The organism is Kluyvera cryocrescens NBRC 102467, from assembly GCF_001571285.1.
GTDB classification, from domain to species: Bacteria; Pseudomonadota; Gammaproteobacteria; order Enterobacterales; family Enterobacteriaceae; genus Kluyvera; species Kluyvera cryocrescens.
The window spans coordinates 1-14,129 of record NZ_BCTM01000011.1; the positions used below are offsets into that span (position 1 = coordinate 1).

Below are 14,129 nucleotides of genomic sequence, written 5' to 3' on the forward strand. Positions count from 1 at the left end.
GTTTGAAAACATATTTCATACATTAGCGGTTTTGCTGAGGATGAATGAAAATTATTTTCATGAGTGTGATCGCGGTTAAAATATTGCTTAAGCTTATGGTTAAAGGATAAAAATGTGACCATCGCAAAAAAAATGAATAATTCAGGCCCGCTTTGCGCAGCGATATCACGGTGGTGATTGAATGAATTGAAAAATAATTTCAATAAATTATGATGTTTTTCATGAGCAGAAAAGAATCTGCTGACAAGAGGACACTCTGGTTATGGACATTGTTTATCAGCTGGTGAATGGGGTTTCTGGGCTACCGGCGCAGGAATCCCGGCTGGCGCGTTTTTTCCTCGACAATTTTGCCCAGATCCCCGAGGCGACCATTGAGGAGCTGGCGGCCAAAGCGGGCGTTAGCCCAGCGACGTTGCAGCACTTCTCTCGCAGCATCGGCTGTAGCGATATTAATGATTTTATCGGCCAGGTGCGTCGGCAGCAGCAGGTCAACAGCCGTGCGCTGCCGGCCGCACCGATGCTGGGCGATGCCGCGTGGGTCGATCCCGGTACGCTGCAAAAGCTGGCGAAAAATGCGGGGGTGAGCAGCGATATTCTCGCACGTTTCTCCCATTCGATTGGCCGGGAAAGCAGCGATGATATTCTGGGGCAGATCCGCCAGCGGCTGCATGATTTCAGCCAGCAGGAGTCGCGGGTCGCGCAGATGATCCTTGACGATGTGTCGTTTGCGGCTTCCGCCACTATCGATCAGTTGGCGACCGCGGCAGGAGTCAGCCCGGCGACAATCACCCGCTTTGCGCGTGCGGCCGGCTGTGATGATATTCGCGATCTGCGCATGAAGCTGGCGCAGGCCAGCGCACCGCTAAGCGCTGGAGATATGCCGGGGCCATGGCGGGAAACGCTCAATCATATTCAGCAGTCCCTAAATACGCAGCTCTGCGAGCTATCTCCGGCGGCGATTGAACAGGCGGCGAGCGTAATACAACAGGCGAAGGGGCTGCATATTTTCAGCGCCAGCACCGCCGATGCGCCGTTTGCCAATTTGCTGCAGTATCGGCTGCTCACCCAAGGCTATCCGGCCAATGTGTGTCTGGATCCCGCGCTGATGGGGATTACCGCGTCAATGCTGGGTGCCGGGCAGGTGCTGGTGGTGTTTGCTGCCAGCTCGCCGGGCAGCGCGCTGATCGCCGCGGTTCATCAGGCGCGTTGGGCGGGAGCGGAGATCGTGATCATTGGGCACTCGCAGGGCGCACTGGCGCACGAGCAAAATATCTCGCTGCCGCTCAACGATCCACGCTACGGATCGCTGCTGGTGATTGATCTGCTCTGCGACGGGATGGATAAAAAATAGAAGGATCGGGCCTCACGCGTATCGCGTGAGGCCGCTTATCAGAACGCGGTTTCCAGGGTTTCCAGCACGTTGTAGCTATCGTCAATCAGCAGCAGCGCTTTCCATTTGTCAAAGGTCAGACAAGGATGTGACGTACTGAAGACCAAGATATCGCCAACCTTCACATCGCTTTCAGGCGTTAGTTTCAACATCGCGTGTTGATCCATAATACCGGTGGTTTCGATACTTTTCGCCGCCATTTCTCGAAGTTTTCCTGCGCGATAATGGGCAATTGGCTGCGGTAACCCGGCGTCAAAAGCGCTATCACGCTTACCAAAATTCACTATCGCCCGGGAGGGTTCCGGCACCGATTGCACCATCGCCACCAGTTCCAGCGCTGAAACCAGATCGCCACCGAGATCGCAGGCGGTCCGGTCTCGGGCGACAATAGCGTCCTGCGCCTCGAGATAGATACCGGCATCGTGGGTGATATAGCACCCCGGACGGATGACTATCCGGCAATTCGTTGGTTTTTCCGTCTCCAGCCAGACGTTACAGACCACGTCATACCACACCGATCCGGCACCGGTCAGAATAAACTCGCCTTCGACGTAGCGCTCAAGCTGACAGGCCAGCGCGGCGGCCTCGCGCAGCAGCGCTTCGACTTTAGGCTGCGGGTTATCGCCGTGTAGCACGCCTTCGTAAAGCTCCAGGCCCCGCAGGCGTAGCGCCGAGAGGTGGGAAATCGCCTCTGCCAGCACTCGCGCTTGCTCCGCAGTGCGGCATCCGCAGCGCCCGCCCGGAACGCCCAGTTCCAGCAGAATATCCAGCGTTTGATTTTTACTGGCAAAGAAGGCTGAAAGCGCATGAGCGTTATCGATACTGTCGACGCAGCACAGATAATCGACCTGTGGGTACTGGTTTTTGAGCTCGGAGATGAGCTGCATATTAGCCTTGCCGACCAATTGGTTAGCCATCAGTACGCGCTGAATGCCGCTGGCCATCGCTACGCTGGCTTGCCAGGCGCTACCAACGCCAATCGCCCAGGCACCGACCTGCTGTTGCTGCAGGAAAATCCACGGCGTCATGGTGGTTTTACCGTGCGGCGCCAGCGATACGCCTCGCGTATCGGCATAGCGCTGCATCCACTGAATATTGTTATCTAACGCCGACTTTTTGATGACGGCGGCCGGTAAACAAACATCTTCATTGAGAATGTTTGCAGGGGTAAAAAGTGGGGCGGATTTGTGAGGGACGAGGAAGTTGTTCTGGTATTTCATAACATAATTCCTTAGCGGTTGTATTTTATATCATGAGACGTTTCAGTTTTAACTTTATGTAAATATTCGAAATTTTTAATTTTTATTGTTGTTATTGAATTAAAGTATCATTATTCGAGGCTGGTTTTGCGTAGTCTTTCACTGTTTTCTGCGCTTGTAAATGGTCAACTTTGGGCCAGGAAACGACAGGGGTAATGAAGAGATGCAGTTTGATTATCTGTTCCGCAACGTCACGGTTATCGACGGCAGCGGCGGCCCGCAGTATCGCGGTGATGTAGCGGTAAAAGGCGATCGCATCGTTGAGATAGCGCCTACCATTCTCGGCTCGGCCCAGCATGACATTGACGGCACCGGGCGGGTGTTAGCGCCGGGATTTATTGATGTTCATACCCACGATGACATCAACGTTATCCGCATGCCTGAGTACCTGCCGAAAATCAGCCAGGGGGTAACAACCGTGATCGTGGGTAACTGCGGCATTAGCGCGGCGGCGGCAAGGATGAAAGGTGAGGTTCCCGATCCGATGAACCTGCTGGGCGAGGCCGGGCATTTTATCTACCCCACAGTTGATGCCTACGCCGAAGCGGTGAAAGAGGCACGGCCTGCGGTGAATGTCGGTACGCTTATCGGCCACACCGCGCTGCGTAACAACCATATGGACTCTCTGTTTCGCGCCGCCAATGATGTGGAAATTCAGGCTATGCGCGAACAGCTGCGCCTGGCGCTTCAACAAGGGGCGTTAGGGCTGAGCACCGGGCTGGCTTATGCTTCTGCCTTCCAGTCGACGACGGAAGAGGTGATGGCCCTGGCGCAGGAGCTGGCTGCCGGGAACGGTATTTACACCACCCATTTACGCTCTGAGTTTGAACCGATTCTTGAAGCCCTTGATGAGGCATTCCGCGTGGGTCGCCACGCGAAGGTTCCGGTGGTGGTGTCACACCACAAATGCGCCGGCGCGCAAAACTGGGGGCGGACGGTGGAGACGCTGGCGCTGTTCGATAAAGTGCGTGCGCAGCAGGACGTCGCCTGCGACTGCTACCCTTATTCCGCCAGTTCCTCAACGCTGGATATGAAGCAAATTACCGCCGATTTTGACATCGTTATCACCTGGTCTACTCCGCATCCAGAAATGGCCGGGCAGACCTTAAAGCAGATTGCCGAGAGCTGGTCGATAAGCCTGGAAGAGGCCGGCAAGCGGCTGATGCCTGCCGGCGCCATCTACTACAACATGGATGAAAAAGACGTGCAGCGCGTGTTGCGCTACCCGTTGACCATGGTTGGCTCTGATGGTTTACCGAACGATCCGATGCCGCATCCGCGCCTGTGGGGGGCATTCCCGCGCGTGCTGGGGCACTACAGCCGCGATGAACAGCTTTTCCCGCTGACCGAGGCGGTTCATAAGATGACCGGCATGTCGGCGGCACGTTTCCAGCTTGCCGATCGCGGGCTGGTAAAATGCGGTTATTTCGCCGATTTGGTGCTGTTTGATCCGCAAACCGTACGCGATGTTGCCAGTTTTAGCGACCCACAGCAGCCCGCCGCGGGCATCGAGGCGGTAATGGTCAACGGCGTGATGAGCTATGACCAGAGCCAGACGATTATTGGGCGTGCCGGACGATTCCTGCGTCGGTAGGCCGCAACACTTAAGGAGCAACAATGAGTATTAAACGTTATGGCGTAGGTGGCAGTACCGGTACCGGCGGGCAGTCGCTGCCGTTTGCGAAAGCGGTAGAGGCCGGCGGCTGGCTGTATGTGTCCGGCCAAACGCCGATGAAAGACGGCGAGGTGGTTGAAGGCGGTATTATCGAACAGTCGCGTCTGGCGATTCAAAACTGCGTGGACATTATGCAGGACGCCGGCTTTTCACTGGCTGACGTCGTGCACGTTAAGGTCTATCTGACCGATGCGCGCTACTTCCCGTCATTTAATAAAGTGTTCCGCGAGTTCTTTGCCGATCATCCGCCGGCCCGCGTCTGCTGCGTGGCCGATCTGGTGGTGGACTGTAAGGTCGAGGTCGATTTGACCTGTTACAACGCGGAGCGCGCGAAGTAACAAGGGGCTGACTGGTCGACCCTCCCCCCTGGAAGGGGGGGATTAACGTTAATCCCCTAGCGGTTGCCGATCAATCCCGCCTCGGTGGCTGTCCAGCGCGAGCTTAATCCGCCGCAGTCGGTTTTTTGCCTGCGTCTTATTCACCATCGCCAGTTCGGTTGCCAGCACGTCCACCATTGCCAGCATGGCGTAACGGGATGTGCTCGGCTTAAAAATATAGTCGTTTTCGCGCACGATAAGCGGCAGCACCGCATCGGCCTGATTGGCCAGCGGCGTATCGGCAGGGGTAATCGCAATCACCTTCGCCCCGTACTGACGGGCAATGGCCGCGCTCTCCACCACTTCCTGGGTGTAGCCGCCAAGCGACAGCGCCAGCACCACGTCATTGGATGCCACCGACGAGCACATCATCCGTACCAGTAAACCATCACTTTGGCTTACGACCGGCAGACCGAGGCGGAACAGACGAAATTGAACTTCCTGCGCGCAGATCGTCGATCCGCCGCCCATTCCAATCGCGAGGATCTGCCGCGCGCCGCTTAACCATTCGACGGCGTTTTTCAGCGATTCAGGATTGAGGGCCCGGCGATTGATCTCCAGCACGTTGATGATCGTTTCATAGATCCCCTGCACCCCTTCAAGATCCGGGACATCGAGAATAAAACGCTGCCCTACCGCTAGCGACTGCGCCAGTTTGACCTTCAGCTCACGCACGTCTTTGCAGCCAATGGCCCGTGCGAATCGGGTGATTGACGCCTGGCTGGTTTGGGTCAGACGCGCCATTTCGGCGATCGGTAAGGTTGTCGCAGCCTGTACGTCATCGAGAATAAATTGCGCGATGCGCTTCTCGGTGGCGGTCAGTTCGACGAAACGGTCGGTAATGCAGGAAATAATGTCGATGGAAACGGACATGGTCAGCCCCTGAAAATAAATAGCCGGTACTTTGTACCATAGAATCCCGGTGCCGTGGGGAACGTCATGCGGATTGTTGGAGTGCGTTCAAGAATCACGCTTCGGAGTGTTCTGGTTTCGCTCACGTTTTTTAGCCACTAACCTAAAATGGTTAGAGTGATAACGAATTTAGCTGAAAAGCAGGAGGGAAACATGACCAACTATAAGCGATTGACCGTAGCGATTCTTACCGCGGGTGCACTCTTTACCGTTGCTGGGTGTTCTTCCAACCAGACGTTAAAAACGACCGATGGCAAAACGATTGTGACGGACGGTAAACCTCAGGTGGATGAAGACACCGGTCTGGTATCGTACAAAAATGCCGAAACCGGGAAAACCGAGCAGATTAACCGCGATCAGGTTAAGGAAATGAACGAGCTCGATAACTAAGATCCTATCTCAGTAGGCTCGACCTATCAGTGTGGCCCCGAGCTCAGTCGTCCGGGGCCTGCGCATCACGCTGATAGCAGTGCGCTATCAATTTTGACGATAATTTTGCGCAGCGGTGCTCCCGCTCCCAGGCTCGCCATGGGGCGATGAAGTTCGCCAGGGAACAGAATAGCGATTTCTTCTGCATGCAGATGAATCAGCGTTTCGCTGCTGATTTGCGTACAAAAACCGATATCGTGCGCATCATTAAACTCACCGTCGGCGATGATCTCCAGCCCTTTATTTCCCGCACCGATAATCTCCTCACCCGCCAGAACGATATGAATATCAATATACTGACGATGGTATTCCGGACGCTGTTCGGCGAGAGGTTTGGTTTCGCCTTCTACCACGTTAAAAAAAAGATTATCTCCGTCGACGATGTATTTTCCCGGCGGCAGCGAGTGCGGCTCCTGCTGGATAACGGCGCGCAGCGCTTTACGAATGACGGCGGGATAAAACGCGTTTTTTTCAGCGCGAGTCAGAGTATCGATAATCATGCCGGAACTCCCTGTAGGGGTTGGTGGGCTAAAAGGGTTAACGAACGGGCGACGATAGTGGAAACATCGGATGAAACATCGACCGGTTGAATATCAGGCTCGTTGGCATCAGGAGCTTCCAGTGCGGCAAATTGGCTGCGGAGCAGCGCTTCCGGCATAAAGTGGCCTTTACGCGCCTGCATTCGTTGCAAAATGCAGTCGTAGTCACCGGTCAGCCATAGAAAACGTAAGCACGGGTTGCCTTCACGCAGCTGATCGCGGTAGTGTTTTTTCAACGCCGAGCAGACCAGCACGCCGGACTCATTTTTTTGCCCCAGGCTGAAAATGACGTCGCCGATACGTTCCAGCCACGGCTGGCGGTCGCTGTCTTCCAGCGGTTGCCCGGCGGCCATTTTAATGATGTTTTGTCGTGGGTGCAGATCGTCACCGTCGATAAATTTCGCTCCCAGCGCCTGCGATAGCGCCAGCCCAACGGTGGTTTTTCCGGTACCGGAAACGCCCATTAAAATAATGCATTGTCCTGCCATGAGTGGCTCCTTTCTTACACCGCAACCAGCATGCCGCCATCGACGAACAGCAAATGGCCGTTAACAAAATCAGAGGCTTTCGACGATAAGAATACCGCTGCACCAACCAGCTCCTGCGGGTCGCCCCAGCGTGCTGCCGGAGTGCGTTTGCACAGCCAGTCGGTAAAGGCTTTATCGTCCACCAGAGCCTGAGTCATCGCCGTTTTGAAATAGCCGGGGGCGATACCGTTAACCTGAATATTGTGCCGCGCCAGCTCCACGCACATACCGCGCGTCAGCATTTTGACCGCCCCTTTGGCGGCCGCATAAGGAGTGATAGTGTCGCGTCCTAGCTCACTTTGCATCGAACAGATATTGACGATTTTCCCCGCCTGGCGCGTCATCATGCGTTTGGCGACGGCCTGCGAAACGAGGAAGACAGCGGTTTGGTTCACGGCAATGACGTCGTTCCATTCTTTCACCGGAAATTCGGTGAAAGGGTGACGGCGCTGAATACCGGCGTTGTTGAACAGCACGTCGATTGCGCCAATGTTCTCTTCAATTTGCGCGATGGCGGTTTCCACGGAGTCCGGGTCAGTCACGTTAAAGACTGCCGTATGGGCGGTAGCGCCTTCATCACGTAATTTCATCGCCGCCTGTTCAGCACGTTCAGCGGAAAGGTCGTTAATGATGATTTCCGCGCCGTACTGCGCCAGCCCCTGTGCCATGACGTAGCCGATGCCCTGGCCGGAACCGGTAATTAAAATACGTTTGCCCTGTAAGCTGAATAAATTGTTCATCACTGTTTCCTGTATCACGGGCGGCATATGCCCTGGGAAGATGCTGTCTATCTCACGGTTTTTATGCCGGTTAAACTGTGATGAAGATCACTGTCAACTATGTTACAAAAAGGGGTTACAGCATGTGTGATCCAAGGGCGGAAATTCGTGGGGAAACCGCGCGGTAAGCGGCTTGTGGCCTGTTCTAGCGCATTCTCTTTTCACCCGCCAGCAGGCATAATAGCGGGACAGTCTTCGGCCATGACGGACAGGGTTAATGAAAGCACAACGGATAACGTTAGATGATATCGCCACGCTCGCGGGCGTAACTAAAATGACCGTCAGCCGTTATCTGCGTACGCCGGAAAAGGTGAAGCCGGAAACCGCAGAGCGGATTGCCAGCGTGATTGCCGAAGTGGGCTACCAGCCGGATGCTGATAATCCTGCCATCAGCAGCAATATTGCACCGCGTATCGGCGTCTTAATTCCCTCCTTTAATAATCAAATATTTGCCGACGTGTTGGCCGGCGTTGAGTCGGTGACGACCGCGCACGGATATCAAACGCTGGTGGTGAATTATGATTACGACAGCCAGCGTGAAGAAGAACAGATTGCCACCGTACTGGCGCTGAACGTGAAGGCGCTGTTATTAACAGAGTCTCTTCATACATTACGGGCTGAGAAATACCTCAAGGCGGCTAAAATACCGATCGCCGAAGTGATGGGATTATCGGATAACGCCGGGCGTATAAATGTCGGATTTGATAATTATCGTGCCGGTTTCGATATGACCAATATGCTGCTGGCCAGCGGTAAAACGCAGATTATCTATTTTGGTTCGATGTCGGATATTCGTGATGAACAGCGTTATGCCGGTTATTGCAAGGCGATGGAAGAGGCCGGTTTGACGGTTGGGCGGATTGCCCCGAATAAAGTCTCTTCGGTCTCCATTGGCACCGGAATGATGACGCTGGCTCGGCAGATGTATAAAGAGATGGATGCCATTTTGTGCACGAATGATGATCTGGCGGTTGGGGTGTTACAGGAGTGCCTCGCTTCGGGTATCGCGGTGCCGCAGGAGATGGCGATTGCAGGTTTCCATGGGCTGGAGATTGGGCAGATAGTTAACCCGCGCCTGGCCAGCGTACTGACGCCGCGCTTTGAAATGGGCAAAGTCGCTACCGAGATTTTAATCAAGAAAATAAAAGGGTTACCGACTATCGAAAAAGTCGATTTGCACTATCGCCTGTCGATGGGTGAAACCATCTAACCTCTCCCTCTCGATCCTCGGTGTTACGTGATTGTTGCCACCCAGCCGGTGCCAGCGCTGGGTTTTGCCTTTGAGATCACGTCATCCGTAACACGGATTTCTAACACGATCCAGCGTGATGCAGATCGCAAAACGACGCAGTGAAAACCCGTTTGATAGGCGTAACGAATTTTCGAACTCTCAAACAGGTAAAACGATGAATACTGCAAACCCGAATACTGTGTTGTTGATTGCTCCGGTGGTTGACGGCTTGCTGGATAAACTCTCTTCTGCATTCCAGGTTTATCGCCTGTATGAACAGGCTGACCCACAGGCGTTCCTGCGTCAGGTTGGCGGCGATGTTCAGGCGGTGGTGACCCGCGGCGATATTGGTGTGACCCGTTCGGTGCTTGAACAGTTGCCGAATGTGGGGCTGGTGGCGGTGTTTGGCGTCGGCACCGACGCGGTGGATCTCGACTACACCCGTGCGCATCAGATTGCGGTGACCATCACTTCCGGCGTGCTGACGAACGATGTGGCCGACCTGGCCATGGGGCTGCTGATCTCCGGCGCACGCCAGCTCTGCCAGGGCGACAAGTTTGTCCGCGAAGGCAAATGGCTCAAACAGGCCCCCGCGCTGGCGACCCAGGTCAGCGGTAAGCGAATCGGCATTTTCGGCATGGGCAATATCGGCCAGGCTATCGCCCGTCGCGCCAGCGGCTTTGATATGGACATTCTCTACACCGATCGTAAAAAACTCAGCCATGTCGACTATCAGTGGTGCGCTGACCTGCACACGCTCGCCCATGAAAGTGATTTTCTGGTGATTGCCGCCTCGGGCGGCGCCGCCAACCGTGGGCTGATCGATGCCAGCGTGTTTAACGTTATGCCGAAACATGCGTGGCTGATTAATATCGCGCGCGGCACCTTGGTGGATGAAAAAGCGTTAATTCATGCGCTCCAGAATGGGGTGATTGCCGGGGCTGCGCTGGACGTTTATGAAGACGAACCGCATGTACCGGCGGCGCTAATGGCGCTGGATAACGTGGTCTTACAGCCGCATGTGGCGAGCGCCACCCATGAAACCCGCCAGCGCATGAGTGAGGTGGTCTTTAATAATGTCGCCGCCTTTTTTGACCGTGCGCCATTACCGAATGCCATTGATTAAGCATGAACCTTTCTCGCCATTGAATAACGTGACCTTCCCTCGATAGAGAGTGTGAATTATGAATGAGAAAATACCTGGCACTCGCTGGCTGCGCATCATTGCGCCTGTTCTCATCGCGTGCATTATTTCGTTTATGGACCGGGTTAATATTAGTTTTGCGCTTCCCGGCGGTATGGAGTCCGATCTGGGTATTACCAGCCAGATGGCCGGTGTGGCCAGCGGTATCTTTTTTATCGGTTATTTATTCCTGCAAATACCCGGTGGCCGTATTGCCGTTAACGGCAGCGGCAAGCGATTTATCGCCTGGTCGCTACTGGCCTGGGCGGTGGTCTCCATCGCTACCGGTTTTGTCACTCATGAATACCAGCTGCTGGTGCTGCGTTTTATTCTCGGCGTCTCGGAAGGCGGAATGTTACCGGTGGTGCTGACGATGATCAGCAACTGGTTCCCGGAAAAAGAGATTGGCCGTGCCAATGCCTTTGTGATGATGTTTGCCCCGCTGGGCGGCATGCTCACAGCGCCGGTCTCTGGGGCGATTATTGCGGCACTGGATTGGCGCTGGCTGTTTATCATCGAAGGGCTGCTGTCGTTGGTGGTGCTTTTGGTGTGGTGGCTGATGATCAGCGACCGTCCGGAAGAAGCACGCTGGCTGCCGGCTCGTGAACGGGAATATCTGCTGACGGCGCTCCACGCCGAACGCGAAGCGCGGCGCTCTGAAGCGCCGGTCAGTAAAGCCCCGGTACGGGAGGTGTTCCGTAACTCTGGGCTAATGAAGTTGGTGCTGCTGAACTTTTTCTACCAGACCGGGGACTACGGCTACACGCTGTGGCTGCCGACCATCCTGAAAAACCTGACCGGGGCCAATATGGCGAGCGTTGGCGTGCTGGCGATTCTGCCCTTTGTCGCCACTCTGGCCGGGATCTATATTATTTCCCTATTCAGCGATCGCAGCGGTAAACGCCGCCTGTGGGTGCGCTTTTCGCTCTACGGTTTTGCTGCCGCGCTGCTGGCTTCCGTGGTGCTGCGCGACCATGTGGTCGCCGCCTATATCGCGCTGGTGGTGTGCGGTTTCTTCCTGAAGGCGGCAACCAGCCCATTCTGGTCGATTCCGGGGCGTATTGCGATGCCGGAAGTGGCGGGCAGCGCGCGCGGTGTGATTAACGGCCTTGGGAATCTTGGTGGCTTCTGCGGGCCGTATCTGGTGGGGGTGATGATTTATTTCTATGGGCAAAACGTGGCGGTGTGTGCGCTGGCCGGCTCGCTGATCATCGCTGGGACCATTACCTTCTTCCTGCCGAAAAACTGCGACCTTAGCCAAACGCCTGATGTTCCGCCGGTGGCGGATAAACCGGCTAATCAACCTTCCTGAACCATCATCGGGGGCGTTTGACGCCCCCCAATTCCTGCGGTTACGCCAACTGATCCTGTAAGTGTCATCATTAACTGTCTAAACTCAGAGATAAAATAATGAAGTAAGACAGGCAAATCATGATTCTAATTATTTATGCGCATCCTTATCCGCATCACTCGCATGCGAATAAGCGAATGCTTGAACAGGTAAGGACGCTCGACGGCGTGGAAATCCGTTCTCTCTATCACCTCTATCCCGATTTTAATATTGATGTTGCAGCCGAACAGGCGGCGCTGTCTCGCGCCGATCTGGTTATTCTTCAGCATCCTATGCAGTGGTACAGCACGCCCCCGTTGCTAAAACTGTGGCTGGATAAAGTGCTGTCGCACGGTTGGGCGTATGGCCACGGCGGAACGGCGCTGCACGGTAAAAGCGTGATGTGGGCGGTGACGACCGGCGGGGGGGAAAGCCACTTTGAGATTGGCTCACATCCGGGGTTTGAGGTACTGGGGCAACCGCTGGAAGCCACCGCCGTTTATTGCGGCATGAAGTGGCTGCCGCCGTTTGCGGTGCACTGTACGTTTATCTGCGATGAAGAGACGCTGCAGGCGAAGGCACGTCACTATAAACAACGGCTGCTGGCGTGGCAGGAGGAGCACAATAATGGATAGCCATACGCTCATACAGGCGCTGATTTATCTCGGATCGGCGGCGCTGATTGTGCCCATCGCGGTACGCTTGGGGCTGGGGTCGGTGCTGGGTTACCTGATTGCCGGCTGTATCATCGGCCCTTGGGGGCTGCGACTGGTGACCGACGCCGAAGCCATTTTGCACTTTGCGGAAATCGGCGTCGTGCTGATGCTGTTTGTGATTGGTCTGGAACTCGATCCGCAGCGGCTGTGGAAGCTCCGCGCCTCGGTTTTTGGCGGCGGGCTGCTACAGATGGTGCTGTGCGGCGCGCTGATTGGCGCCTTCTGTATCTTCCTCGGCCTGCGCTGGCAGGTGGCGGAATTAATCGGCATGACGCTGGCGCTCTCTTCGACCGCCATTGCGATGCAGGCGATGAATGAACGTAACCTGACGGTGACTCAGGTTGGGCGCAGCGCCTTTGCGGTGTTGCTATTCCAGGATATTGCGGCGATCCCGTTGGTCGCCATGATCCCGCTGCTGGCAACCAGCGGTGGCTCCACCACCCTTGGCGCATTTGCGTTTTCCGCACTGAAGGTGGCCGGCGCGCTGGCGCTGGTGGTGGTGCTCGGCCGCTATGTTACGCGTCCGCTGTTACGCTTTGTTGCGCGTTCGGGGCTGCGTGAGGTATTCAGCGCCGTGGCTCTGTTCCTGGTGTTTGGCTTCGGTCTGCTGCTGGAAGAAGTGGGTCTGTCGATGGCGATGGGGGCATTTTTGGCCGGGGTTCTGCTGGCAAGCTCCGAGTACCGCCATGCGCTGGAGAGCGATATCGAGCCGTTTAAAGGGCTGCTGCTGGGGCTGTTCTTTATTGGCGTGGGGATGTCTATCGACTTCGGCACGTTGATCCATAATCCGCTGCGTATCATCACGCTGCTGGTGGGCTTCCTGGTGATTAAGTCATTCCTGCTGTGGCTTATCGCCAAACCGTTGCAGGTGCCGCGTTCCCAGCGCCTGTGGTTTGCGGCACTGCTGGGCCAGGGGAGTGAGTTTGCCTTTGTGGTCTTTGGTGCCGCACAGATGGCGAACGTGCTGGACGCTGACTGGGCAAAAGCGTTAACCCTGGCCGTCGCGCTGTCGATGGCGGCAACGCCAATTCTGCTGGTGTTGCTGACGCGTATGGAAAAACGCGCCAGTAGCGTCGATTCACGTGAAGCGGATGAAATCGATGAAGAACAGCCGCGGGTTATTATCGCCGGATTCGGTCGCTTTGGTCAGATTACTGGCCGTCTGCTGCTTTCCAGCGGCGTAAAAATGGTCATCCTCGATCACGATCCGGACCACGTCGATACGCTGCGTAAATTCGATATGAAGGTATTTTACGGCGATGCCACTCGCGTCGATCTGCTGGAGTCCGCCGGGGCTGCGAAAGCAGAAGTGTTGATTAACGCCATCGACGATCCGCAGGCCAGCCTGCAATTGACGGAGCTGGCGAAAGAGCATTTCCCGCATCTGACCGTGATTGCTCGCGCCCGTGACGTTGAGCACTACATCCAACTGCGCCAGGCCGGGGTTGAAGCACCGGAACGTGAGACCTTTGAAGGGGCATTAAAATCGGGCCGATTAGCGCTGGAATCGTTGGGGCTTGGTGCTTATGAGGCCCGCGAGCGCGCCGACCTGTTCCGCCGCTTTAATACGCAACTGATGGAAGAGATGGTGATGATGGCGGAAAATGATGCGTCTTCACGGGCAGCAGCGTTTAAACGCACCAGCGCGATGCTGACGGAAATCATTAATGAAGACCGTAACCATTTGTCGGTGGTGCAGCGCCACGGCTGGCAGGGAACGGAAGAGGGGAAGCACAGCGGTAATCCACAGGATGAACCGGAGATCAAGCCAACGCTGTAAGC

Annotated in this window: 14 protein-coding genes; 9 read left to right on the forward strand and 5 right to left on the reverse strand. The window is 55.5% G+C overall.

The annotated features are described in order from the left end of the window. Window positions 1-262: 262 nt before the first annotated feature. Window positions 263-1,351, forward strand: a complete 1,089-nt coding sequence (locus tag KCR01S_RS08785) for a MurR/RpiR family transcriptional regulator (protein WP_061282182.1) — start codon at window positions 263-265, stop codon at window positions 1,349-1,351. Between the two features lie 38 nt (window positions 1,352-1,389). Here KCR01S_RS08785 and KCR01S_RS08790 read toward each other — a convergent pair whose 3' ends face one another. Further along, window positions 1,390-2,610, reverse strand: a complete 1,221-nt coding sequence (locus tag KCR01S_RS08790; protein WP_061282184.1) for an amino acid deaminase — start codon at window positions 2,608-2,610, stop codon at window positions 1,390-1,392. 202 nt (window positions 2,611-2,812) lie between these two features. Between KCR01S_RS08790 and KCR01S_RS08795 the strand changes: the two genes are divergently transcribed. Together KCR01S_RS08795 and KCR01S_RS08800 are read left to right on the forward strand one after the other, a co-directional pair. Next, window positions 2,813-4,243 carry an N-acyl-D-amino-acid deacylase family protein gene (locus KCR01S_RS08795; protein WP_061282185.1) on the forward strand — a complete coding sequence of 477 codons (1,431 nt, stop codon included), beginning with the start codon at window positions 2,813-2,815 and terminating at the stop codon, window positions 4,241-4,243. Between the two features lie 23 nt (window positions 4,244-4,266). Beyond that, the gene (locus KCR01S_RS08800) at window positions 4,267-4,662 is read left to right on the forward strand and encodes a RidA family protein (RefSeq protein WP_061282187.1); all 396 of its coding nucleotides are present in this window, start codon (window positions 4,267-4,269) and stop codon (window positions 4,660-4,662) included. A gap of 48 nt (window positions 4,663-4,710) precedes the next feature. On the opposite strand, the gene KCR01S_RS08805 is transcribed toward KCR01S_RS08800, so the two are convergent. Next, a complete protein-coding gene (locus KCR01S_RS08805; protein ID WP_061282189.1) occupies window positions 4,711-5,574 on the reverse strand; it encodes a MurR/RpiR family transcriptional regulator in 864 nt (287 codons plus the stop codon). 192 nt (window positions 5,575-5,766) lie between these two features. On the opposite strand from KCR01S_RS08805, the gene KCR01S_RS08810 reads away from it, so the two are divergent. Further along, window positions 5,767-6,003, forward strand: coding sequence for a YgdI/YgdR family lipoprotein (locus tag KCR01S_RS08810; protein ID WP_061282191.1), 237 nt, complete (start codon window positions 5,767-5,769; stop codon window positions 6,001-6,003). 65 nt (window positions 6,004-6,068) lie between these two features. Here KCR01S_RS08810 and KCR01S_RS08815 read toward each other — a convergent pair whose 3' ends face one another. Genes KCR01S_RS08815 through idnO form a run of 3 tightly spaced genes read right to left on the reverse strand, consistent with a single transcriptional unit; the run spans window position 6,069 to window position 7,848 of the window. After that, a complete protein-coding gene (locus KCR01S_RS08815) occupies window positions 6,069-6,542 on the reverse strand; it encodes a NanQ anomerase/TabA/YiaL family protein (RefSeq protein WP_061282194.1) in 474 nt (157 codons plus the stop codon). Continuing rightward, complete coding sequence (locus tag KCR01S_RS08820) at window positions 6,539-7,069, reverse strand: gluconokinase (protein WP_061282198.1); 531 nt, start codon at window positions 7,067-7,069, stop codon at window positions 6,539-6,541. The genes KCR01S_RS08815 and KCR01S_RS08820 overlap by 4 nt, the downstream gene beginning before the upstream one ends. A gap of 14 nt (window positions 7,070-7,083) precedes the next feature. Continuing rightward, window positions 7,084-7,848: a gluconate 5-dehydrogenase gene (idnO, locus tag KCR01S_RS08825; RefSeq protein ID WP_061282200.1), complete on the reverse strand. Its 765-nt coding sequence runs from the start codon at window positions 7,846-7,848 to the stop codon at window positions 7,084-7,086. A 256-nt stretch (window positions 7,849-8,104) separates the two neighbouring features. On the opposite strand from idnO, the gene KCR01S_RS08830 reads away from it, so the two are divergent. The 5 genes from KCR01S_RS08830 (at window position 8,105) to kefC (ending at window position 14,127) form a co-directional block, all read left to right on the forward strand. Next, on the forward strand, window positions 8,105-9,097 hold the full coding sequence (locus KCR01S_RS08830; RefSeq protein WP_061282202.1) for a LacI family DNA-binding transcriptional regulator: 993 nt from the start codon (window positions 8,105-8,107) through the stop codon (window positions 9,095-9,097). Window positions 9,098-9,293: 196 nt separating this feature from the next. Beyond that, window positions 9,294-10,244: a 2-hydroxyacid dehydrogenase gene (locus tag KCR01S_RS08835; protein WP_061282205.1), complete on the forward strand. Its 951-nt coding sequence runs from the start codon at window positions 9,294-9,296 to the stop codon at window positions 10,242-10,244. Between the two features lie 58 nt (window positions 10,245-10,302). After that, a complete protein-coding gene (locus KCR01S_RS08840; RefSeq protein ID WP_061282206.1) occupies window positions 10,303-11,613 on the forward strand; it encodes an MFS transporter in 1,311 nt (436 codons plus the stop codon). Window positions 11,614-11,732: 119 nt separating this feature from the next. Beyond that, a complete protein-coding gene (gene kefF / locus KCR01S_RS08845; protein WP_061282208.1) occupies window positions 11,733-12,266 on the forward strand; it encodes a glutathione-regulated potassium-efflux system oxidoreductase KefF in 534 nt (177 codons plus the stop codon). Then, complete coding sequence (gene kefC / locus KCR01S_RS08850) at window positions 12,259-14,127, forward strand: glutathione-regulated potassium-efflux system protein KefC (protein ID WP_061282210.1); 1,869 nt, start codon at window positions 12,259-12,261, stop codon at window positions 14,125-14,127. The genes kefF and kefC overlap by 8 nt, the downstream gene beginning before the upstream one ends. Window positions 14,128-14,129: the final 2 nt, after the last annotated feature.

Bases quoted from the DNA above. Each gene is read 5' to 3' on its own strand.
- KCR01S_RS08785 (WP_061282182.1), top strand. From the start codon at position 263: ATGGACATTGTTTATCAGCTGGTGAATGGGGTTTCTGGGCTACCGGCG.
- KCR01S_RS08790 (WP_061282184.1), bottom strand. From the start codon at position 2,610: ATGAAATACCAGAACAACTTCCTCGTCCCTCACAAATCCGCCCCACTT.
- KCR01S_RS08795 (WP_061282185.1), top strand. From the start codon at position 2,813: ATGCAGTTTGATTATCTGTTCCGCAACGTCACGGTTATCGACGGCAGC.
- KCR01S_RS08800 (WP_061282187.1), top strand. From the start codon at position 4,267: ATGAGTATTAAACGTTATGGCGTAGGTGGCAGTACCGGTACCGGCGGG.
- KCR01S_RS08805 (WP_061282189.1), bottom strand. From the start codon at position 5,574: ATGTCCGTTTCCATCGACATTATTTCCTGCATTACCGACCGTTTCGTC.
- KCR01S_RS08810 (WP_061282191.1), top strand. From the start codon at position 5,767: ATGACCAACTATAAGCGATTGACCGTAGCGATTCTTACCGCGGGTGCA.
- KCR01S_RS08815 (WP_061282194.1), bottom strand. From the start codon at position 6,542: ATGATTATCGATACTCTGACTCGCGCTGAAAAAAACGCGTTTTATCCC.
- KCR01S_RS08820 (WP_061282198.1), bottom strand. From the start codon at position 7,069: ATGGCAGGACAATGCATTATTTTAATGGGCGTTTCCGGTACCGGAAAA.
- idnO (WP_061282200.1), bottom strand. From the start codon at position 7,848: ATGAACAATTTATTCAGCTTACAGGGCAAACGTATTTTAATTACCGGT.
- KCR01S_RS08830 (WP_061282202.1), top strand. From the start codon at position 8,105: ATGAAAGCACAACGGATAACGTTAGATGATATCGCCACGCTCGCGGGC.
- KCR01S_RS08835 (WP_061282205.1), top strand. From the start codon at position 9,294: ATGAATACTGCAAACCCGAATACTGTGTTGTTGATTGCTCCGGTGGTT.
- KCR01S_RS08840 (WP_061282206.1), top strand. From the start codon at position 10,303: ATGAATGAGAAAATACCTGGCACTCGCTGGCTGCGCATCATTGCGCCT.
- kefF (WP_061282208.1), top strand. From the start codon at position 11,733: ATGATTCTAATTATTTATGCGCATCCTTATCCGCATCACTCGCATGCG.
- kefC (WP_061282210.1), top strand. From the start codon at position 12,259: ATGGATAGCCATACGCTCATACAGGCGCTGATTTATCTCGGATCGGCG.